The sequence below is a fragment of the Marinobacter sp. ATCH36 genome, from assembly GCF_023555055.1.
Classification (GTDB): Bacteria; Pseudomonadota; Gammaproteobacteria; order Pseudomonadales; family Oleiphilaceae; genus Marinobacter.
This window is the reverse complement of record NZ_JAMJPL010000008.1, coordinates 141,188-162,149: the sequence shown is the minus strand read 5'-3', so window position 1 is coordinate 162,149 and position 20,962 is coordinate 141,188. Positions and strand designations below refer to the sequence as shown.

Here is a 20,962-nt window from a genome sequence, read left to right as displayed (position 1 = left end):
ATGAGACTGCTGCTGATCACAATGTTAGCCTTGGCATCCTCGAATACGCTGGCCCTGCAGGATCCGACCCGCCCGGATGGCTTTGGTGCTGCCCCGCAGGCTCAGGTGGCGCAAAAAGAGTTTACGCTGGCGTCGATATTTATTGGCAATGATCGCAAGGTGGCGGTGATCGACGGCGAGGCCCGCAGGGAAGGGCAGATGGTCGAGGGAGTTCGCGTCAAGCGGATTCACCCGGACCGGGTAGAGCTGGTCGATCAGGGACGAGTGCGCGTGTTACGCCTTGAACCCCTTCCGCAAGTGCGGACTTCGCAATGACAGACAAACGAGCTGCTATGACACTGAACCGAACCTTTTTGACCCTGTTGCTGGCTATGTTCCTGACTGCCTGCAGCAATAATCCGTTGATGCGCACCAGTCAGGCTACCTCCACAGACGCCGCAACTGCGATTGATGAAGCAATGGCCGAGGCCGAAGCCGAGCAGCGTCGAAAAGCGAGAGCGGAAAAAATGTCGGCGGATGTGCCCGAGGATGTCAGCGCTGCACTGATGCCTTCGTTGTCTGGCGCCGCGGATGACGAAGACCGCTTTGATGTGAATGCACGTGGGCTGGCTGCCGCGCCGTTCTTCGAGGCATTGGTGGAGGGGAGCCGGTACAACGTAGTGATCCACCCCGACGTTCAGGCAACTATCGACCTGCGCCTGAAAGACGTAACTGTTCCTGAAGTAATGGACATTGCCGGTGACCTCTATGGCCTGGACATCCAGCGCAATGGCCGCCTGTTTCAGGTCAGGGCCGACAGTGCCCAGACCCGGCTGTTCCCGATTGATTATCTGCACTTCAAGCGCAGTGGCGGCTCCGAAACCCGTGTCAGTTCCGGGTCGGTCAGTAGCTCACGAGACAACTCAACCGGGGCCGGGTCAAGCCGGAATGGCTCGGATGACGGCGGTACCGCTAACCTGGTAGGTACGCGGATTTCCACGGAAACCGAATCCGACTTCTGGCAGGACATTGAACGCGCCCTGAAGATGATCATTGGCAGCGACAACGGCAACCAGGTGATCGTCAACGCCGGCGCCGGCCTGGTGATGGTCCGGTCGGATGGTGATTCCCTCAGGCATGTGGAAGAGTATCTCCGCCAGACCCAGCTGATCATGCAGCGGCAGGTTGTTCTGGAGGCAAAAATTCTGGAGATTGGGCTGAATGAAGGTTACCAGCAGGGCGTGAACTGGTCTGACATTCAGAGTGCCTCTTCAGTTACGGCGAGCGATGGTTTGCCGGCGGAATTTACCGCCCAATCGCTGGCTGGGCAGGCGGTGCAAACCTCTGATATCGGCGGGCTGTTTTCTGCGACCTTCCGTGAGGGGACCTTTACCGGGTTGATAGAACTGTTGGGAGAGCAGGGCAACGTGCAGATTCTGTCAAGCCCGCGAATATCCACTGTGAACAACCAGAAAGCCGTTATCAAAGTGGGTACCGATGAGTTTTTCGTCACTGATATCGACTTTGACGATAACAATTCTGCAGTCACTGCCACTGACAGGACTTCCACGTCGGTGGAACTGACTCCGTTTTTCTCGGGCATCTCTCTGGATGTAACCCCGCAGATTGCCGCAGACGGTGCTATTACCCTGCACGTTCACCCCTCGGTCAGCGAAGTGAACGATCAGGAAAAAGTTATCACCGTGGGCGACCAGGATGTGACCCTGCCGCTTGCGCAGAGCACTGTTCGCGAAACAGACAGCGTGATTCGTGCTGAAAGTGGTCAGATTGTGGTGATTGGCGGGCTGATTCAGAACACCAGTGAGGACAACAATTCGGCGGTACCCTTCTTCAGTGACATTCCCCTGCTGGGAGAACTGTTCAAACAGCGCCGTTTCGAGTCCCGCAAAAGTGAGCTGGTTATCCTGTTGCGCCCGGTGGTTGCCGGTAGCGAGCAGATGAGTGCTGATGTGTCATCCAGCCGCGAGCGCATGCAGGTTTTACGGGAGCTTCTGGAGTCATCCGAGTCTGTGAAACCCCAACCGGAGAAAGCCGAACGCTAGCATGTACGAATCCCATTTCGGACTGCAGGAAGCACCGTTTGCATTGACGCCCAACACCCGATATTTCCTCCGGGCCCGTAGCCATAGCGATGCGCTGGAGTTGCTGCTGGTGGCGTTGCGTGAACGCGAAGGCTTTATAAAAATTACCGGAGAAGTGGGCACTGGCAAAACACTGTTATGCCGCATGTTGCTCAACGAACTGGAGCAGGATGCCTACACGGCGTATATTCCCAACCCGCACCTGACACCGGACACCCTCTACGAAGCAGTGGCCGAGGAACTGGGCGTGGACGTGGCACGTTGTGTCAACACACACCAGATACTCAAAGCCCTGAACGAACGCCTGATTGCACTGGCGATGGAACAACGGCCCGTGGTGTTGGTGATCGACGAAGCCCAGGCCATGCCCTCAGAAACCATTGAGGCTCTGCGGTTGCTCACCAACCTGGAAACCGAAAGTACCCGCCTGTTGCAGGTAGTGCTGTTCGGCCAGCCGGAACTGGACGAACTCCTGCAGCGGGACAGCATGCGCCAGCTGCGCCAGCGAATCACCTTTCAGTACCGCCTGGCACCTTTGGACAAGGTGTCCGTGGCACAGTACCTGAGGCACCGCCTGGCACAGGCTGGTTACAACGGCGGCGATCTGTTTGCGCCCGGCGCCCTGCGGCTGATCTCCCGTTCCTCCGGTGGCATTCCGCGGCTGGTCAACATCATTGCCCACAAATCGCTGCTCTGTGCGTGGGGCCATGGCGACAGGCAGGTGGGGCGCTCCCACGTTATGCAGGCTATTCGTGATACCGACAGCGCCCGTCTGCCAAACCTGCTGGTGAGGTGGTTATGAGCCTGCTTAACGACGCCCTGAGAGCAGCAGAGCAACGCCAGAGCCGGCCAGCGGCACCGGGCGCCTACGCGGGTGGGCAGCATCAGCCCCGCAACGGCCGGCCTATGCTGCTGATGGTGGTTGTGGTTCTGGCGCTGATTATCGCCGTTTTGGGTGGCTACTGGGTATTTGCCAATAACACATCACCGCAGCCAATGACGGTGGAGAGTGAGCCGACGCCGGATCGGGCGGTTCAAAGGGATGTGGCGGTTGTTGTTGATGAAAAACCGGAGAATGAACCTGTACAGGAGCTGACACCCGCTCCGCAGCCTGAAGTGGCTGAGCCCGAACCGATCAAGAAGCCGGCTCCGGCACCGGAGCCGGAAATTGCCGAACCTCAAGTCAGCGAGCCCGAGCCGGCAGTTGTGACTTCCTCTCCGGTGGAGGAGAAGACCGGCAAGCAGGAGCCGATAACCGCAGAAGTTGAAGAAGCACAGCCTGAAGAGGTCTCCACCGCCGGCGTCAAACAGGTTCCGGAGACTCCGGCCGCGACGGATCGCAGCACCGCGAGGCAGCTGGAACGGCTGGTGGCCGACGGCAATACCACCGACGCAGAGCGTGGCCTTGCGGCGTTAACGCAGAAACAACAAGCGCCTCGCAGCCGCTATGTGGTGGCCAGGGCGCTTCTGGTGGATGGAAAACAGAATCAGGCCCTTGGCTGGCTGCCAGAAGAAGTCACGGCCGGGCACCCGCGGTTGCGGCTATTGAGAGCCAGGGCGCAGCACGCCAACAACGATTTGGCTGACGCAGTGGATACACTCAGCGCAAACGTGCCGCCGGTGGAAGGCCACGCGGAATACCGGGTTACATTGGCGACCCTGCTGCAGCAGCAGGGAGACAATACCGAAGCCGCCCGTCACTGGGCGGAATTGATTGCCTGGGATGACAGCCAGGGCCCCTGGTGGGTGGGGCTGGCGATTGCGCTGGAAGCTCAGGGTGAGCAGGCCGGCGCTGCACGGGCTTACCGGCAGGCAGCCGATCTGCCGGGCTTGCCCCGTTCACTGGCAGACTACGTGCAGCAACGGCTGCAGGCGTTACGAGCAGGATGATTCATGGCTGAAGCAAAGAAAAAAATCCGCATAGGTGACCTGCTGGTCCAGAACGACGTCATCACTGAACAACAGCTGATGACCGCTCTGCGTGAGCAGAAGAACACCGGGCGGAAGCTGGGCCGCACCCTGATCGACCTGGGCTACGTGGAAGAGGACAACCTTCTCAACATCCTCTCACGGCAGCTGGATGTGCCTTTTGTTCAGCTGAGGCACTACCAGTTCAATAACGACCTGGTCAAGAAACTGCCGGAAGCCATGGCCCGCCGCTTCCGCAGTATTGTGCTGGCGGAACAGAGCGGGGAATTGCTGGTAGGCATGGCCGACCCGCTGGATATCTTCGCCTACGATGAACTGGTGCGGGTGCTCAAACAGCCCATCAAGCAGGCGGTTGTGCGGGAAAGCGAACTACTGAACACATTAGATCTGGTCTATCGCCGCACCGACGAAATTGCATCGCTGGCGGAGGAACTGGAAGATGAGCTAGGCGATGATGCCTTTGACCTGGCCGACCTCAGTGCCGAATCCGAAAGCGCCGAAGCCCCGGTGGTCAAGCTGCTGCAAACCCTGTTCGAGGATGCGGTGCAGGCCCGTAGCTCCGATATCCATATCGAGCCTGACGAAACCGTGGTGCGGATTCGCCAGCGGGTAGACGGCGTGTTGCAGGAACAGGTCATGAAGGAGAAACGGGTGAACTCCGCCCTGGTGCTCCGCCTGAAACTGATGGCCGGCCTGAACATTTCCGAGAAACGCATCCCTCAGGATGGCCGCTTCAACGTCCGTGTCAAAGGGCGCAGCATCGATGTGCGGGTATCCACCATGCCGGTTCAGTATGGAGAGTCGGTGGTGATGCGTTTGCTGGACCAAAGCCAGGGCATGCTGAACCTGGACGTTACCGGTATGCCGCCAAGGCTGCTGGAAAACTTCCGGCGCATGATCAAGAAGCCCCACGGCATGATTCTGGTCACGGGACCCACTGGCAGCGGTAAAACCACAACCCTTTATGGTGCGCTGACCGAACTGAACCGCCCGGAAGTAAAGATCATTACCGCGGAAGACCCGGTGGAATACCGTTTGCCACGTATCACCCAGGTTCAGGTAAACCCGAAAATCGGCCTGGAATTCGCCAGTGTGTTGCGGTCCGCTCTCCGCCAGGACCCGGATATCATCCTGGTGGGCGAGATGCGCGACCACGAAACTGCTGAAATCGGCCTGCGGGCGGCCATGACCGGCCACCTGGTGCTCTCTACCTTGCACACCAACGACTCCATCAGCAGCGCCATGCGCCTGATCGATATGGGCGTCGAACCCTTCCTGGTGGCCAGCTCCCTGCTGGGCGTTGTGGCCCAGCGCCTGGTGCGCAAGGTGTGCGATAACTGCCGTGAGGGCTATGAGCCCACCAGCCAGGAGAAGATCTGGCTGGAGCAGTTCGACCTTGACCCGCTGGACCTGGAAGCCGGCTTTGTACATGGCCGCGGTTGCTATCAGTGCGGTAACAGCGGGTACGTCGGCCGGCTCGGCGTGTACGAAATGCTTGAAATGAACGAAGGCATGCTGGATGCCCTGAGGCGTCGGGACATTTCAGGGTTTACCCGGGAAGCCCGCAAGAGCCACCTGTATCGGCCGCTTGGCCAGTGTGCGATGGATTTCGCCCTGCAGGGCATTACGTCGCTGGAAGAGGTGGCCAGGGTAGCGGCCACGTCTGAGGGTGAAGTGTCGCTGGAAGATGTGCCTGTACTTTCGCGTGAGGGCAGTGTCTGATGCAGTTCAGTTACCGGGGTAAGGACAGCCGAGGGGCTGTGCAACAAGGCGCGCTGGCCGCACCGAATCCGGAAGCGGCCGCATCGGAACTCATGCGCCGGGGCATCACGCCTTTGTCCATTCGCGAGCAGGAGCAAACCGAATCTGTGGTTGACCGGCTGAACAAGCTGCCGGTTTTCCGCAAGAAAATCACTCTGGACGAGCTGATTGTTTTCTGCCGCCAGATGTACGCGTTGACCAAAGCCGGCATTCCATTGATCCGGACCATGCGCGGCCTGGCGGACACCACCCGCTCGCCGGAGCTGGGCGAAGTGCTGGATGATGTCACTACGCGGCTGGAAGGCGGCTCCACCATGGCGGCGGCCATGCAGGCGCACCCCAAGGTATTTTCCGACCTGTTTATCGCGATGATCCACGTAGGCGAGAATACCGGCGAGTTGGACGGTGCCTTCAAGCGCCTGTCTGACATCCTGGAACTGGAGCGGGACACCAAAAGGCGCCTCAAACAGGCCATGCGCTATCCCATGTTCGTGGTGATTGCCCTGTTTGCCGCCCTGATGGTGGTGAACTTCCTGGTGATCCCGAAGTTTGCATCGGTATTCGACAAGCTGGGGGCCGATCTGCCATTCCTGACCCAGGTGCTGGTAGGCACCTCCAACTTCCTGTTGGGTTACTGGTACATAGTGTTGTTTGCGATTGCCGCGAGCGCGCTGTTGCTGCGCCAGTGGAAGCAGACCGAGCAAGGGCGGCTGACCTGGGATCGCTACAAACTGAAAATGCCCATTATCGGCCCCCTGTTGGAGCTGATCACCCTGAGCCGGTTTGCCCGTAACTTCGCCAGCATGCTGGCGGCGGGCATGCCCGTCACCACCGCACTGACGGCGGTCGCTGATGCCACCGACAACGCCTGGATAGCCAAACACATCAAAGAGATGCGCGCCGGTATCGAACGGGGTGAAAGCCTGTTGCGTACTGCACGGCAGAGCGATATGTTCACGCCCCTCATTTTACAGATGATCGCGGTGGGTGAGGAAACCGGTTCTGTAGACGACATGCTGGTGAACGTGGCTGACTTTTACGACGAAGACGTGGATTACGGCCTCAAGCGGCTGGCGGAATCCATCGAACCAATACTGATCGTGGCCATGGGCATCCTGGTACTGATACTGGCACTGGGCGTGTTCCTGCCCATATGGGACCTGGGAGCCGCCGCCATGGGGCGCGGCTGAATGGCCAACCATCGGTTCTCGGCGGCAACGGCAATGGCCAATGCCCGCCGGCTGAGGTTTCTGGTGGCTATCTGTATTTTGTTTGTCCTCTGGTGGTTTTTGCTGGGGGTTCTGGAACGGCAAACGGAGCGGGCCGAAAATCAGTCAGTGAATATGGTGCTCAGCCAGCTGCGCTCCGCGCTGGTGATCAAGGGTGCGGAAGTCATGCTGGACCGGCATGCCAGCCTGGAAGACGAGGAAGGCATCAACCCCTTTGAGCTGATTGAGCATCAGTGGGGTTCCTACGCCGGCGAATGTGAGGGCAGTGTCCCTGACCCCGGCTTCTGGTGTTTCCGGGGGCAGACACAAAAAGAAACAGCAAATCTGGGTGAGGGGTGGTTAATTTATAACCCACGGCAGCCGATAACCATAAATGGACGGCAAGCAAGTGCGGAGGAGCCCCTGGCCTGGAGAGTTGAAGCAGAATTTGCAGACCGGAACCGAAACGGTATCCGGGAGCAGACGGAAAGGTTGACCGGTTTGAAACTCCAATCGGTGCCACTGGACAGGGAAGCAGCGCCATGAAAAAGATGGGGCTTACGATAATCACACTTGCAACGACGAATGAGGCGGACCGATGAAGTATTTAAACGGAAAACATAAACAGAAGGGTTTTACCCTGATTGAACTGGTGGTGGTTATTGCCATCCTGGCTATTCTGGCCGCCTTTGCATTGCCGAGGTTTGCGCAGCTTTCGGAAGAAGCGCATCGGTCTAGTGTAAAGGCAACATCTGGAGCGTTGGCGGCTGGTGTGGCTTTGGCAAAAGCTCAGTGGGTGACCAATGGATTAACTTCGTCCACGACTGCTCTGGCGGGATTTGGTGACGGGGAGTTGAACGTTTCCAGTCGTGGTTGGGCAGTAGCTTATACAGGAGGCTATGACGGCGAGGCTGACGGTACCGCTGCTATGGATGACAATCGTTGCCAGCAGGTTTGGAGTGGTGTTCTACAGTCGAACGCGCCGACTGTCACCGGCACATCTTCTGATTATGTAGCAACAGGTGGGGGGTCAGTATGTACGTTCACCTATCAGCTTGATGGGCTGACTGGCACTGATGCAAAACAGATCACTTATGATGCCAGCACAGGCGAAGTTGCTACCGTAAATGTAAATGTGGATTAAGTTAGATACCAAGGTAATTAACCGAACGGAGACCGAACATGAGAAACATGATTCCGAATAGGAAAGAGAAAGGTTTTACCCTGATCGAACTGGTGATGGTGATTGTGATTTTGGGGATTCTGGCGGCGTTTGCGTTGCCAAGGTTTGCGGATTTGAGTGGAGATGCAGAGGTAGCTTCGATCGAGGGGGCTCGAGGCAGTCTGAAATCTGCTATGGGTATTGTTCATGCCAAGGCCTTGGCCGAGGGTAAGAATGCAGCTCCGACTGAGAGTGAGACTGTAAAGCTTGAGGGTAAGGAAATAAGTTTAGCCTATGGCTACCTCGCGGCAGATGTGGACTCGATCAGAGAAGCCGCTCAATTAGAAGACTATGAAATAGGTACCGATGGAGCCTATGTCGCTATTGCTAACGAAGCTGAAAAGCCATGTTTTACCTTTACGGCAGCATCTGATTCAAACACTCCATCTTCGGTAGGTGAGGTGACTACGATGAGCGCTGATACCACCTGTGGCACAACGCCGTAACAGTTGGGTAGGATTAGCGAAGCATAATCCGACCTTGTTTTACGTTTTGGGGGGCTGTGGGAATCCGGGAGAGGGGCATGACAATAAAGAACGCCCCGAGTTCATCGGGGTTCACCCTTGTTGAGCTGGTCATGGTCATCATCCTGATTGGGGTTCTCTCCGTTCTGGGTATTGGCCTGTTTGCCGGCCGTTCTGCCTTCTCTCCTTTGCTGGCTACCCAGCAACTTGCCTCCGCCACGCTGCTTGTGCAACAGGCTGCACTGGCGGGCAATCCCTCAAATACACTGACCATCAGCCAGACCGGCGATCGGCTGGTTTTTGATGCCGGTATTAACCAGTTTGAGATTACCCGGGAGGGGGCGACCCTGTCCTACCGTCTCGCGGGTGGCAGTTATACCAACGTTCCCGCCTCGGGCTTTAACGTCACGTTTAGTCCGATGGGCCGGGTGAGTGGCCCGGTTGCCAGGGAAAGCATTGATTTCCGGCTCTCCGGCGAGAGCCAGTTTGACCTGTGCCTGAGTTCGCTCGGTGCCGTTTACACGGGAACCTGCCAATGAGGTCCAGGCGCCCGGAAACCCTGTCAGTTATTAACAAGACTGCTGGCGCAACTCTGGTGGAACTGGTGATCACCATTGTCATCATCAGCGTGGCCATTGCCGGCGTGGTGGGCGCTTTTTCACTGATCGCGGGGCGTAGTGCCGATCCCCTCAGCCAGACCCGCGCCGTGGCGTTGGCGCAGCTTTACATGGATGAAATCCTCTCCCGGAAATACGATGATGACACGCCGCCGGGTGGCCGGCCGAAACGCGATGGCTGCTCCATCGATACCGAAGAGAGTGACCGCAAAGACTACGACGATGTGGACGACTATAACGCCATCAACAATGCGTCTCCGGAAAATGCCGATGGTGAGTCCCTCGGTCCGGCCTATTCCAGTTTCACCGTGTCCGTGACAGTCACCTGTGCGGGCGGGGAGGTGGACCTGTCTGACGACGAAGCCAAGCGTATCGACATAACCATTACCGACCCATCCAGTCAGGACTATCTGTTCACCGCTTACAGGGCGAATTTCTGATGCGTAGGGCAGCGGGGTTTACACTGGTTGAACTGGTCATGGTGATTGTGTTGCTAGGCATAGTCGCTACCATTTCTGTCCAGTTCGTTACGCTCTCTACCCGCGGTGCCCTGGATGTCAGCGCCCGGCAACAGCGCGCGCTGCAGGGTGTGGTGATCAGTGAACAGATTACTCGCGAACTGCGAGAGGCTTTTCCCCTTTCCATTCGTGCCGATGGGGGCTGTCTTGAGTGGCTTCCAACTGAAGCCGGTACCGCGTATACCCGCCTGCCTCGAGGCGCGGGTGCGGATGAGATCGAGGTGGCTCCGTTCAGCAGTGTGCCGCCCACGGATACAACGCGGGCCATTGTCTACGGATACGGAACCTCCACCGACTCCCTGTATGGCAGTTCCGATCCGGGTCCGGTGTCACCGCCCATCAGTGAGATAGACAATAGCGCCTCCCCGGCGGTGATCACCCTGAGTGAAGGCCACCGGTTCCGTGAGCGTTCACCGGAGCGACGCCTGTTCGTTGTCGGTCAGCCGGTCAGTCTCTGCCAGAACGGACGTTTCCTGTACCGGTACAGTGGTTATGCACCTGATACCAGCCAGCCGACCCCACCTTCGGTTACCCCGGAAGTACTCGCCGCCAATCTGACCGGCAATGTGGATTTGCAGTACATCCCGCCTTCGCTCCAACGGGCGGCGGTGGTGCAGTTCACCTTTACCCTGAAAGACCCCCAGGGCGATGAAACCACGACCGTCAGTCAGGAGGTACAGATTCGTAATGTACCCTAGACCCTCTTTCCGGCAACAAAAGGGCGCAGGCTTACCGATCGCCCTGTTCATCATCACCGTGCTGGCGCTGCTTGTTGTCGGCATGGCGCAGCTCCAGGAAAGCAGCGGTCAGGCGGTGAGCCTGCAGATCCAGTCGCAGCGGGCGTTTTTTGCGGCGGAGAGTGGGGCGCAGGTGGCAGTCCGTAACGTGCTGGAGGGTGAAAACTGCAGTGCCGTAGAGGGCTCAATCAGCTTTACTTCATCAGCGCTTGATGGGTGCAGCGCCTCATTGAGCTGCAACTCGGTCACCGCCAATATCCGCGGCCCCGGCGGTGATACGGTTTTTTCGATTGCCAGCACGGGGCAGTGTGGTAGTGGCGCCGATCTGGCGACGCGCGTAGTTGAGGTAAGAGTACGATGATAGTTCTGAAAAGAGCTTCTAAGCGTTTTGGCTGGTTAGCGCTAAGCGCTTGGCTTCTGTCTTGCGGCTCTGCCGCTGCGGACATCGTTTCCGAGTGGCGTATGGACGAGCAAGGCTGGGACGGCTCTGCCGGTGAGGTAGTCGACAGCGTAGGAGGGTTTAGTGGCCGGGCTCGAACCGCAGCCAGTGACAACTCCTTCCCAAACACCGTACCTGCCAGGGTATGTCGGGGTGGTCGTTTTCGAGGTCAAGGCTTTAACGATCCGGACCAGAACAACGCTTATGTTGATGCTCAGCATTTCGTGGAAGTACCTGACGAAGCAGCCCTATCTCCCTTGGCACAGACACAGAAAATGACGATATCCGGCTGGATTCAGTCTGATGATTCGGGAAATCTAACCATTATTCACAAAGGCCAGGGCAATCCTTCTCAGGAGTATCAAGTTTCGCTCGAGAGCAATAGGTTGCAGGCAACTTTTTGGGATCTTTATGGCAGTGAAAGGGTTATCACCGTTAACCAGACTTTATCGCAAGATGTCTGGTATTTCTTTGGAGTTACTGCCGAGCCTGTTGGTGGCAGTGGTCAGTTAAGAACGAGTGCCTATGTTTTCGATGCGAACGGGAATCTCCTGCAGAGTAATCAGCAACAGTTCGATAAGTTTTTCAGAGACGGAGGGGGGCCAAATGCTGCTCGTTATTCTGATAAATCATTTGATGGCCCCGTGATTATTGGTGGGGAGCGGTTTGGAGAAAACGCAGCGCCTGTAAACTTTTTCTCCGGCATTATTGATGAACTGCGGACTCATAATGAGGCTCTGAATGACAACGAGTTACAAGGTCTATTAAACCAAACTCGCGCGTGTGATGTGCCAACGGGTGCCGGTTTGCCTGTTTTCGACAACTTCGAATCCTACCCGCCAGGCACATCTATCGACGGCAATGACGGCGGCTCCAACTGGGGTGGCTCATGGGATGGCGCGGGTGGTCAGTCCATTATTGATACCAGTGCTAACCGCCTGGAATTCCTTGCGTCCAACGGGCTGAGCATCCGCTCTGATACGACCCTGGAAATCACCGGTAACAATAACCGCATTGCCACGCGACCCCTTTCCGGAAGTTTCGACGGCGACGATACCTACCTGAGCATGCTTGTGCGGTTCCAAGGCACACCGGGCAACAACGATTTTCTGGTGTTCTGGCTGCAAAATCCCGATTTTGGTGATTCGCCCCAGTTCGGTATCAAAGTCAACGAAGGCGGTGGTGGCGCCCGCGATTTCTTCATTCGCCTGGATCGGGATGCAAACTATTCGACAGAATTTGAGCCCGGACAAACCTATTTGCTGGTCGCCAGATTTTCCAAGAACAGTCAGGATTATTATGAGCAGGGACGGCTGTGGGTGAACCCGCAATGCACGGATTCACCGCCGCCAACCGCGTCAGCGAATATTTTGTCCAACCCGGCGTCGAAGGTCAGCGAGGTTACTGAACTTGGTCTTCGCAGTGAAAATATCTCCGGTGACGCGAGCGTTCAGGTTGGCCAGGTTGCCGCCGGTGAGCAATGGTCGGATGTTGTGCGTTGCGAGTGTTTCCAGAACGGTCTGGAAGCGACCTTCTACAACAACTATGACAGCGCGGATCCATTTCCCGAAACGCCTGATCTCACCAGACTGGACCCGACCATCAATTTTAATTGGGGGAATGGTTCACCAGACCCAGCGATTAATGACAATCAGTTTGCGGTCCAGTGGCAGGGAACCATTGAGGTGCCGGAAACCGGCAACTATGAATTCATTGCGCGAACCGATGACGGGGTTCGGCTTTGGGTCGACAATCTGGATGACCCACTCATTGATGACTGGAATGACCGTGCCGTTGACGAGTCGAGTGAGACGATTACGCTGCAGGCGGGTCAACGCTATGGAATTCGTATGCAGTATTACGAGAACGGTGGTCAGGCAGAGGCCCGCTTGAGATGGCGACGGCCGGATGGCACGGAAGAAATTATTCCGGAGGAGTTTCTGTTTGGTTGTCTGCCAGTGGCGTCACCCGTTCTTGAATCGGCTTCCGCCATCTGTGGCAGTTCGGATCTGGTGGAGCTGACGTTTACCCAGTCAGACCGGTCCAGGCCTTTGCTGCAAAGTTCACTCGAGAATACCAGCTTTTACAGTGTAGAAAGCGTTGCAGGTGGGGAAACGTTCAACGTTATTGATGCAAACGCCGGGGCGAATGGTTACAGCGTTGTGCTTCAGTTGGACAGTGATCTGGATCGAGAAAGTACCTACCGGGTCAATGTTGCCGATGTTCAGGACGTAGGCGGTTCCGTGATTGACCCAAATCCTTCGGAATTCGAGTTCGCCGCAGCCGGAGATGGCCTGATAACGGAATACTGGAATAACCGAAACCTTGCGGGGGCGCCTGAACTGACCGGCCTTTCTGACCAGATTCTGTTCGATTGGGGATCGGGTAGCCCAGTGCCAGGAACGATCAACGCTGACCGCTTCTCGGTTCGATGGACTGGATTTATCGTGCCACCTGAAACGGGCAATTACGTTTTCCGTACCCGGACTGACGATGGGGTGCGACTCTATGTCAACGATTTGTCGGCACCAATGATCAATGAGTGGCGTGATCAGTCACCGACGAACCATGACTCTGGCACCGTTTATCTGGAAGAGGGTAGAAGTTACAGCTTCCGGATGGAGATGTACGAAAACCAGGGTGGTGCTGTTGCCCAGTTACGCTGGAACAGGCCTGGCCCTGGCGGTTTTGAGGTAGTGCCGGAGTCCGCATTCTTCAGTTGTCCTGATACCGGAAAAGTGCTCGACCACTTCAGGATATCCCACGGGGGTCTTGGCGTAACCTGTCAGCCGTCCCTGGTGTCTTTCGAAGCAAGAGACACAGCAGGTGATCTACTGACGGATTTCGACGGGCAGGTACAGCTATCGACCAGCACTGGGGATGGTTTCTGGCAGGACGCAGGCTCGTCAACCGGCAGCCTGTCAATCGTTCCCGGGGATTCCGGCCAGGCCAGTTATCAGTTTACGCCGGCCGATGGCGGCGTTGTTACCTTCGGGCTGAGGCACACCCAGGCCGCCACCGTTAATCTGGGTATAACCGACGGTGATGTGTCTGAGCTGCCTTCTGCCGATCCGGATATTGTTTTTCAGGAAGCCGGATTTATATTCCATCGTGCCAGTGACTTCGCCCAGCCGATTCCCACCCAGGTTTCCGGCCGGCCCTCGAGCGCAGCGCCCGGTGCTCAGGATTTAAGGCTGACCGCTGTTCGTGAGAACGATAAGACGGGAGCTTGCGAGGCCTTTCTGGTGGGGGAGCAGTCCGTCACCGTTGGGTCCGTTTGTGAAAGCCCCGGCAGTTGCGCTCTGGATAATGCCCTTGAAGTTAACGGCAGCAACGTAGCCAGCAACAGCGCCGGTAACACCGGGAATGCAAGTACAGTGAACATGGACTTTGGCGATGAAAGTACCAGTAGTGCGCCGTTATCCCTCCGCTATCCTGATGCGGGTCGAATCAGCCTGTTTGCCCGGGCTCCGCTAGTGGATGATCAGGGTACGCCGACCGGTGAGTTCATCGCCGGCAGCAGCGGGCTTTTCACGGTTGTCCCTGCCGGGTTCTGCCTGGAACCTGTCAGTTCGCTGCTGCAATGCGCCACTGTGGACGCGGAGTGTTCTGTTGGCGCGGCGGCTGGAGAGGTATTCGCCATGCGGCTGGCCGCGGTGAACTGGACGGAGGACGGAGAAACCAATGCGGAATTCTGCGGCAACCCGGTTACGCCGAACTTTGCCCACTCTGGCCTTGAAATTACCAGCCAGCTATTGGCGCCTGCTTCCGGTGATGTGGGTGAAATGCTGACGGAAAACGCAGATATTCTTCCCTCGGATGAGGGTGCTGCCCAGTTCAATCAGTCAGTCTCTGAAGTAGGCGTTTTTGATTTCGCCATGACGCCTGGCAGCCCCTACTTTGGCGAAACCCTGCCAGGTACCAACAGCGCTCCCGTTGGCCGGTTTACCCCCGCCAGCTTCGGCGTATCGTTGAGTGACGCGGGTGGGCTTGGGGCTGCATGTACCGGTACGCCAGGTTTCACGTACACGGGGCAGACTTTCGACTGGTTGATGGAGCCAGAGGTCAGAATTACGCCTCTTGCAGCCGATGGTACATCCACGACGGGCAATTATCTGATTGGGGCGTTCAACAAACTGACGGTTTCGGGGATTTCCCGCACGGATCCGGAGCGAGATCAGGTAAGGCGGTTGGTTGACGACAGCGACTTCGTCGAAGTTGACTACGACTCTGCGCCCGGGGTTCTGAGCTCCGACATGACAGAGCAGGCAATTTTCTATCGCTACAGCGATGCTGAACGTTTTGAGATGATCAAGTCTGTTAACTCCCGAACCGAGCCGTTTTTTCCGGTCTTGGCTTTTGAGATTGATTCTGTAGTGGATGACGATGGTATTTCAGCGTTGCCTGCTTCAGATCCTTTGTTGAATTTTCAGCCAGCGGCGGCGGGAGACATCCGTTACGGACGCCTGGAAATGAGCAATGTCTATGGGCCGGAAACAGCTGACTCACTCTCAATGCCATTCCGGGTGACCTACTGGGACGGTAATCGTTTCACGCTGAACTCGACGGATTCCTGCACACCCTGGAACAAAACCGTTCCTTCCCCACTGGCCAATGACCAGACATTCCATGACCTGGCGGACGAAGGAGATGAAGGCATCTTTGATAGCGGGATTGGTCAGCCCCTCACTCTCGAACCAAAAGGCAACCGCGGTGAGGAGCGGATTGTTTGGGAGATGCCTATATGGCTGCAAAGTGATTGGAGTGAAAACGGAGTGCTTGAGAATCCTTCAGCCCTTGCCACCTTCGGCGTCTACCGAGGCCACGACCGCATCATCTACTGGCGTGAAGTGAGCGAGTGAATAAGGAGCACAAAAAAGGGGCAGATGAATATTTCATCTGCCCCCAAACTCAACGAACCCCGGTGGCGCGCTGATCGTCAATCGTCCTCCCCCTCCGGATGATCCATCCCCAATTCATTAATCTTCCGCGTCAGCGTATTCCTGCCCCAACCAAGCAGTATTGAGGCGTCCCTCCGGCGCCCGCCAGTATGCTTCAGGGCGGTTTCAATCATGATCCGCTCGAATTCTGGCACGGCCGTGTCAAGAATGCCCTTGCGGCCCCGTTTGAGCTCCTGCTCCGCCCAGTTGCGTAGGCCCTCCTGCCAGGTCTGGCCAGTAGTCGGGGCTTCTGCCTGTTGCATGAGCTCTGGCGGCAGGTCGTCGATGTGTACTTCGCGGCCACTGGCCATCACCGTCAGCCAGCGGCAGGTGTTCTCCAGCTGGCGGACGTTGCCGGGCCAGGGCAGGGTGGTGAGGTACTCTTCAGCTTCCGGGCGCAGCAGCTTGGTTTCAACAGCCAGTTCTCTGGCAGCGCGTTTGAGGAAGTGCTCCATCAGCCGTGGAATGTCTTCCCGGCGTTCCGCCAGTTTGGGCAGGTGGACGCGGATAACGTTCAAACGGTGGAACAGGTCTTCCCGGAAGGTGCCGGCCTGGACGAGCTTTTCCAGGTCCTGGTGTGTGGCGGCAATGATGCGTACGTCCACCTTGATGGGGGTGGTGCCGCCCACCCGGTAGAACTCGCCATCCGCCAGTACCCGCAGCAGGCGTGTCTGGGTGTCGGCGGGCATGTCGCCGATTTCATCCAGGAACAGGGTACCGCCGTTGGATTGTTCGAAGCGACCCTGCCTGGCAGCGGCGGCGCCGGTGAAGGCGCCTTTTTCGTGGCCGAACAGCTCGGACTCAATCAGGTCTTTGGGGATGGCGGCCATATTCAGTGCAATAAATGGACGGCTGGCCCGGGGGCTGTGGTTGTGCAGGGCCTGGGCCACCAGTTCCTTGCCGGTACCGCTCTCGCCGTTAATCAGTACAGTGATGTTGGAGTGAGACAGCCGGCCAATGGCCCTGAACACTTCCTGCATCGCCGGTGCTTCACCAATGATTTCAGTGTTGCGTTGCGAGCTTTCCGCCTGGGGTTCCGATGTGGCGCGGCGCTCATGGCTGTGCGCCACGGCCCGTTTTACCAGGGCGACGGCGTCGTCCACATCAAAGGGTTTGGGCAGGTATTCGAAGGCACCGGTCTGGTAGCTTGTTACCGCACTTTCCAGGTCGGAATGGGCGGTCATGATGATTACTGGCAGATCCGGATGCACCTCGACAATCTGGGAAAGCAGGGTAATGCCGTCCACGCCGGGCATGCGGATATCGCTGATGATGGCGTCGGGCTGTTCGTGTTCCAGCCGCATCATGATGCTTTCGCCGCTCTCAAACACCCGGGGCTGCATACCGGCCTGGTTCAGGGCGCGCTCCAGCACCCAGCGTATACTGCGGTCGTCGTCTATGATCCAGACGTTTGCCGGTTGGCTCATTGATTGTCCTCCAGGGGCAGGAAGATGATGAAGTCGGTTTTGCCGGGCTCGCTTTCGCACTCAACCAGCCCGTGATGTTGCCCGATGATGCTCTGGGTGATGGACAGGCCAAGGCCGGTGCCGCTGGCTCGTCCACTGATCATCGGGTAGAAAACGTTTTGCAGCAGGTCCGGTGGTATGCCAGGCCCGTTGTCGATTACATCCACGCGGCAAACCAGACGATGGCGTTTATGGCCGATGGTGAACTGTCTCAGTGCGCGGGTGCGAAAAGTGATGGTTGGCTGTTCGTCGCCAGCCATGTCGGCCTGGTTCTCAAAGGCGGCTTCCATGGCGTTCCGCGCAATGTTGAGAAAGGCCTGGATTAACTGTTCTTTATCGCCCTGGAACTCCGGAAGACTGGGGTCGTAATCGCGCTGGAAGCTGATCCGTCCGCGGCTTTCCGCCTCGAGCAGTGTTTTAACGCGCTCAAGTACTTCATGAATGTTCGTGGGTGCCAGTTTCGGGGCCTTGTTGGGGCCGAGCATCCTGTCCACCAGGGATCTGAGGCGATCTGCCTCGGCGATGATGACCTGGGTGTATTCCTTCTGGTCCTCGCTGTTCAGCTCCCGGTCGAGTAATTGGGCTGCCCCCCGAATGCCCCCGAGCGGGTTCTTGATCTCGTGGGCCATGCCTCGTACCAGAATTCGGGTGGTTTCCTGCTGGGATATGATGTCCTCTTCCCGGCTGATGCGTAAAAGTCGATCCCGTGGCTGGATCTCAATCAGCAGCTCTGCCGGGTCCAGGCTGATAGGCGATACCGAGTAGTCGACGGTGAGTCGCAGGCCACTGGTGAGCACGAACTCCGCTTCGCGACGGGTGTACGACTGGCCGTTTTCGGCCGCGGCATACAGTGTTTTCAGCGCATCTTCCGAGTCAATCAGAATATCCTTGATGGGAGCACCCTGGCTTCGGGTAATGCTGGTTTCAAACAGGCTCTCGGCGGCGGGATTCAGATACTGGATATGCAAGCTGTCCCTCAGCACGATTACCGCAGTGGTAAGGCTGTCCAGTATGTTTTTGTATCCGGCCGGTATTGCCATGCTTCCATCCCTTTTGGTGGGCCACGCTGAGTACTCACGGGTTTTTGCAAAAAGCGAACCACATTGAACGATTGTGCATTGAGAATGCGCATTTTGCGGGCATTGCGGTTTAATGGCCGCTTAACGCGCCGTTGTGTAGTGCATAAGCATTATTGTGCAGGGCGGAATGCTGTTGCTGCGCCCCGCGAATGGTCAGAGTATGGCTGCTTTGTGGTGCGAGCGCACTAAAATAGTGCGTAACGGTGCGCGGTATAACCGCATCGGAGTGATACGGTTCTGACATTCAGGTGCCCTGTCCGGGCAGAGGAGGCGCTGAAAAGCGGGTTAATTGTTAACGCTGGGGCGGTGGATGGTGAAAGTAATGGTTTCTCCACTCTTGATGGTGACACCACTGCTGTCAACGATGCTGACGCCGGCATCATGGGTTCCCCGGTAGACGTTTCGCACCATAACGGATCCGGATTGACTCTGGCCCACGGGCTGACCATCCAGGGTAACCTCGTATTTATGGTTATTCCTCAGTGAAGGGGAGCTGGTAACCTGAAATTCCACGTTGCCACTACCACTGTGAAAGGCCTCATTATTGCCCGGTGCCACGAATGTCACGCTATCGTAGGCGGCGCCTTCCTGTTCCACCTTTTCCCTCAGCCTCTCCGGCTCCCGGACAGCCTCGAGTTTAGGCAGGGTAACAGTGGTTACCGGCTTGACCCTGATCTCTTCGGCTTCAGTGCCTTCTGCGGGTTCATCGGTGTAAGTGACATTGCCCTGAGCATCAACCTGGCGATACACCTCTGCGGAAAGCGGAAAGGCGACGAAAGCGAGAATGCCTGCAACGTATGCGAGCCGTGGTTTCATAGATACAACCTGTCTGTTGTTTTATCCGATTATCAGCGTCAGACCTGTGTATTTCAACGCCATTCCTGCCGTGCTTGGTTACATTACGTTAAGGGTGGACGGCTCTGTGATATCCGGCACAAAAAAAGCCCCGCACGGGGCGAGGCTTCTCTGACTGCTGGCGCCATAGGGCGCCTTGGCAGGACGTGCTTAGATTAGCAAGAGTAGTACAGCTGGAACTCGATCGGGTGGGTGGTCATGTTGAGCTGCTCAACTTCGCCGCGCTTCAGGTCAATGTAGCCACCGATCATGTCTTCGGTGAATACGCCGCCACGGGTCAGGAACTCGTGATCCGCTTCGAGGCAGTCCAGAGCTTCCTGGAAGGTCTCGGCTACGGTCGGGATGTCCAGGGCTTCTTCTTTTGGCAGGTCGTACAGATCCTTGTCCATGGCATCGCCCGGGTGGATCTTGTTCTGAATGCCGTCGAGGCCGGCCATCATCAGTGCTGCGAAAGCCAGGTACGGGTTGGCTGAGGCGTCGGGGAAGCGGACTTCGATCCGACGGCCTTTCGGGCTGTTGACGTACGGGATACGGATGGAGGCGGAACGGTTGCGGGCGGAGTAGGCCAGCATAACCGGTGCTTCAAAACCCGGAACCAGGCGCTTGTAGCTGTTGGTAGACGCGTTGGTGAAAGCGTTGATGGACTTGGCATGCTTGATTACACCGCCAATATAGTAGATGGCCATTTCGCTTAGGCCGGCATAGCCGTCGCCCGCAAACAGGTTCTTGCCGTCTTTGTTCAGAGACATGTGTACGTGCATACCGGAGCCGTTGTCACCAACAACCGGCTTGGGCATGAACGTGGCTGTCTTGCCGTAGGCGTGTGCCACGTTGTGTACACAGTACTTGAGGATCTGAACTTCGTCAGCCTTCTTGGTCAGGGTATTGGCGCCAACACCAATCTCACACTGGCCAGCGGTGCCGACTTCGTGGTGGTGTACTTCGATTTCCAGGCCCATGGACTCCATGGCCGCACACATGGCGCCACGCAGGTCATGCAGGCTGTCTACCGGCGGTACCGGGAAGTAGCCACCTTTCACGCCCGGACGGTGACCGATGTTGTTGCGATCGAATTCGTCACCGGATACCCAGGCTGCTTCCTCGGAATGCAGTTCGTACATTGCACCCTGCATATCGACTTTCCATCTGGCCGAGTCGAATACGAAGAATTCCGGCTCCGGGCCGAACAGTGCGCCGTCGGCAATGCCAGTGGACTTCAGGTATTCTTCAGCACGCTTGGCAACTGAACGCGGGTCCCGCTCGTAGCCCTGCATGGTGGAGGGTTCCACGATGTCACAGGTGATGTTAACGGTGGTTTCTTCGGTGAACGGGTCCAGAACGGAGGTTTCGTCGACCGGCATCAGAATCATGTCGGACTCGTTGATGCCCTTCCAGCCAGAGATGGAGGAGCCGTCGAACATTTTGCCGTCGGCGAAGAAATCCTCATCAACCTCGGTAGCGGGCAGAGTTACGTGCTGCTCTTTACCACGGCTGTCAGTGAATCGCATGTCGACCCATTTGACTTCGTGTTCTTTGATCAGATCAATCGTCTTGGACATTGTGCAAGCTCCGTCAGTTATCCCGCTCGGCGGGCGATTTCTGTGTACGTTTTTGCCGGATCGTTCAGCGGTAGCTGACTCCCGATC

18 protein-coding genes and 1 pseudogene are annotated in these 20,962 nt (G+C 57.2%); 15 read left to right on the top strand and 4 right to left on the bottom strand.

What is annotated here, in order from left to right:
- The 15 genes and pseudogenes from M8010_RS18670 (at position 1) to M8010_RS18605 (ending at position 15,838) form a co-directional block, all read left to right on the top strand.
- A complete protein-coding gene (locus M8010_RS18670; RefSeq protein ID WP_250094227.1) occupies positions 1–315 on the top strand; it encodes a hypothetical protein in 315 nt (104 codons plus the stop codon).
- A complete protein-coding gene (gene mshL / locus M8010_RS18665; protein WP_250094226.1) occupies positions 312–2,042 on the top strand; it encodes a pilus (MSHA type) biogenesis protein MshL in 1,731 nt (576 codons plus the stop codon). The genes M8010_RS18670 and mshL overlap by 4 nt, the downstream gene beginning before the upstream one ends.
- 1 nt (position 2,043) lies before the next feature.
- Positions 2,044–2,883: an ExeA family protein gene (locus tag M8010_RS18660; RefSeq protein ID WP_250094225.1), complete on the top strand. Its 840-nt coding sequence runs from the start codon at positions 2,044–2,046 to the stop codon at positions 2,881–2,883.
- Positions 2,880–3,971 carry a tetratricopeptide repeat protein gene (locus M8010_RS18655; protein ID WP_250094224.1) on the top strand — a complete coding sequence of 364 codons (1,092 nt, stop codon included), beginning with the start codon at positions 2,880–2,882 and terminating at the stop codon, positions 3,969–3,971. The genes M8010_RS18660 and M8010_RS18655 overlap by 4 nt, the downstream gene beginning before the upstream one ends.
- Before the next feature lie 3 nt (positions 3,972–3,974).
- Positions 3,975–5,732: a GspE/PulE family protein gene (locus M8010_RS18650; RefSeq protein WP_250094223.1), complete on the top strand. Its 1,758-nt coding sequence runs from the start codon at positions 3,975–3,977 to the stop codon at positions 5,730–5,732.
- Positions 5,732–6,961 (top strand): type II secretion system F family protein, encoded by a 1,230-nt coding sequence (locus M8010_RS18645; protein WP_250094222.1) that lies wholly within the window; start codon positions 5,732–5,734, stop codon positions 6,959–6,961. Before M8010_RS18650 ends, M8010_RS18645 begins: the two co-directional genes overlap by 1 nt.
- Positions 6,962–7,525 (top strand): hypothetical protein, encoded by a 564-nt coding sequence (locus M8010_RS18640; protein WP_250094221.1) that lies wholly within the window; start codon positions 6,962–6,964, stop codon positions 7,523–7,525.
- Positions 7,526–7,577: 52 nt separating this feature from the next.
- A complete protein-coding gene (locus M8010_RS19995; protein WP_284048205.1) occupies positions 7,578–8,123 on the top strand; it encodes a prepilin-type N-terminal cleavage/methylation domain-containing protein in 546 nt (181 codons plus the stop codon).
- Positions 8,124–8,161: 38 nt separating this feature from the next.
- Positions 8,162–8,647 (top strand): type II secretion system protein, encoded by a 486-nt coding sequence (locus M8010_RS19990; RefSeq protein ID WP_284048204.1) that lies wholly within the window; start codon positions 8,162–8,164, stop codon positions 8,645–8,647.
- Between the two features lie 77 nt (positions 8,648–8,724).
- On the top strand, positions 8,725–9,204 hold the full coding sequence (locus M8010_RS18625; RefSeq protein WP_250094220.1) for a type II secretion system protein: 480 nt from the start codon (positions 8,725–8,727) through the stop codon (positions 9,202–9,204).
- Positions 9,201–9,722: a type IV pilus modification PilV family protein gene (locus tag M8010_RS18620; protein WP_250094219.1), complete on the top strand. Its 522-nt coding sequence runs from the start codon at positions 9,201–9,203 to the stop codon at positions 9,720–9,722. Before M8010_RS18625 ends, M8010_RS18620 begins: the two co-directional genes overlap by 4 nt.
- The gene (locus M8010_RS18615) at positions 9,722–10,498 is read left to right on the top strand and encodes a PulJ/GspJ family protein (protein ID WP_250094218.1); all 777 of its coding nucleotides are present in this window, start codon (positions 9,722–9,724) and stop codon (positions 10,496–10,498) included. The genes M8010_RS18620 and M8010_RS18615 overlap by 1 nt, the downstream gene beginning before the upstream one ends.
- Positions 10,488–10,898: a hypothetical protein gene (locus M8010_RS18610; RefSeq protein ID WP_250094217.1), complete on the top strand. Its 411-nt coding sequence runs from the start codon at positions 10,488–10,490 to the stop codon at positions 10,896–10,898. Before M8010_RS18615 ends, M8010_RS18610 begins: the two co-directional genes overlap by 11 nt.
- Positions 10,895–11,719, top strand: a pseudogene (locus M8010_RS20165) (LamG-like jellyroll fold domain-containing protein); the annotation flags it as partial. The gene M8010_RS18610 and the pseudogene M8010_RS20165, both read left to right, overlap by 4 nt.
- Before the next feature lie 63 nt (positions 11,720–11,782).
- Positions 11,783–15,838 (top strand): PA14 domain-containing protein, encoded by a 4,056-nt coding sequence (locus tag M8010_RS18605; RefSeq protein WP_250094216.1) that lies wholly within the window; start codon positions 11,783–11,785, stop codon positions 15,836–15,838.
- A gap of 77 nt (positions 15,839–15,915) precedes the next feature.
- Here M8010_RS18605 and ntrC read toward each other — a convergent pair whose 3' ends face one another.
- The 4 genes from ntrC to glnA all read right to left on the bottom strand — a co-directional run bounded on the left by ntrC (position 15,916) and on the right by glnA (position 20,875).
- Positions 15,916–17,343, bottom strand: coding sequence for a nitrogen regulation protein NR(I) (gene ntrC / locus M8010_RS18600; RefSeq protein ID WP_250094215.1), 1,428 nt, complete (start codon positions 17,341–17,343; stop codon positions 15,916–15,918).
- Positions 17,340–18,422 carry a nitrogen regulation protein NR(II) gene (glnL, locus tag M8010_RS18595; RefSeq protein WP_250094214.1) on the bottom strand — a complete coding sequence of 361 codons (1,083 nt, stop codon included), beginning with the start codon at positions 18,420–18,422 and terminating at the stop codon, positions 17,340–17,342. Before glnL ends, ntrC begins: the two co-directional genes overlap by 4 nt.
- A 324-nt stretch (positions 18,423–18,746) precedes the next feature.
- Positions 18,747–19,277 carry a DUF4124 domain-containing protein gene (locus M8010_RS18590; RefSeq protein WP_250094213.1) on the bottom strand — a complete coding sequence of 177 codons (531 nt, stop codon included), beginning with the start codon at positions 19,275–19,277 and terminating at the stop codon, positions 18,747–18,749.
- A gap of 194 nt (positions 19,278–19,471) precedes the next feature.
- A complete protein-coding gene (gene glnA / locus M8010_RS18585; protein WP_250094212.1) occupies positions 19,472–20,875 on the bottom strand; it encodes a glutamate--ammonia ligase in 1,404 nt (467 codons plus the stop codon).
- Positions 20,876–20,962: the final 87 nt, after the last annotated feature.

Coding starts and splice junctions, on each gene's coding strand:
- M8010_RS19995 (WP_284048205.1), top strand. CDS start 7,578: ATGAAGTATTTAAACGGAAAACATAAACAGAAGGGTTTTACCCTGATT.
- glnL (WP_250094214.1), bottom strand. CDS start 18,422: ATGGCAATACCGGCCGGATACAAAAACATACTGGACAGCCTTACCACT.
- M8010_RS18590 (WP_250094213.1), bottom strand. CDS start 19,277: ATGAAACCACGGCTCGCATACGTTGCAGGCATTCTCGCTTTCGTCGCC.
- M8010_RS18660 (WP_250094225.1), top strand. CDS start 2,044: ATGTACGAATCCCATTTCGGACTGCAGGAAGCACCGTTTGCATTGACG.
- M8010_RS18645 (WP_250094222.1), top strand. CDS start 5,732: ATGCAGTTCAGTTACCGGGGTAAGGACAGCCGAGGGGCTGTGCAACAA.
- ntrC (WP_250094215.1), bottom strand. CDS start 17,343: ATGAGCCAACCGGCAAACGTCTGGATCATAGACGACGACCGCAGTATA.
- M8010_RS18655 (WP_250094224.1), top strand. CDS start 2,880: ATGAGCCTGCTTAACGACGCCCTGAGAGCAGCAGAGCAACGCCAGAGC.
- M8010_RS18615 (WP_250094218.1), top strand. CDS start 9,722: ATGCGTAGGGCAGCGGGGTTTACACTGGTTGAACTGGTCATGGTGATT.
- M8010_RS18670 (WP_250094227.1), top strand. CDS start 1: ATGAGACTGCTGCTGATCACAATGTTAGCCTTGGCATCCTCGAATACG.
- M8010_RS18610 (WP_250094217.1), top strand. CDS start 10,488: ATGTACCCTAGACCCTCTTTCCGGCAACAAAAGGGCGCAGGCTTACCG.
- glnA (WP_250094212.1), bottom strand. CDS start 20,875: ATGTCCAAGACGATTGATCTGATCAAAGAACACGAAGTCAAATGGGTC.
- M8010_RS18640 (WP_250094221.1), top strand. CDS start 6,962: ATGGCCAACCATCGGTTCTCGGCGGCAACGGCAATGGCCAATGCCCGC.
- M8010_RS19990 (WP_284048204.1), top strand. CDS start 8,162: ATGAGAAACATGATTCCGAATAGGAAAGAGAAAGGTTTTACCCTGATC.
- M8010_RS18650 (WP_250094223.1), top strand. CDS start 3,975: ATGGCTGAAGCAAAGAAAAAAATCCGCATAGGTGACCTGCTGGTCCAG.
- mshL (WP_250094226.1), top strand. CDS start 312: ATGACAGACAAACGAGCTGCTATGACACTGAACCGAACCTTTTTGACC.
- M8010_RS18620 (WP_250094219.1), top strand. CDS start 9,201: ATGAGGTCCAGGCGCCCGGAAACCCTGTCAGTTATTAACAAGACTGCT.
- M8010_RS18625 (WP_250094220.1), top strand. CDS start 8,725: ATGACAATAAAGAACGCCCCGAGTTCATCGGGGTTCACCCTTGTTGAG.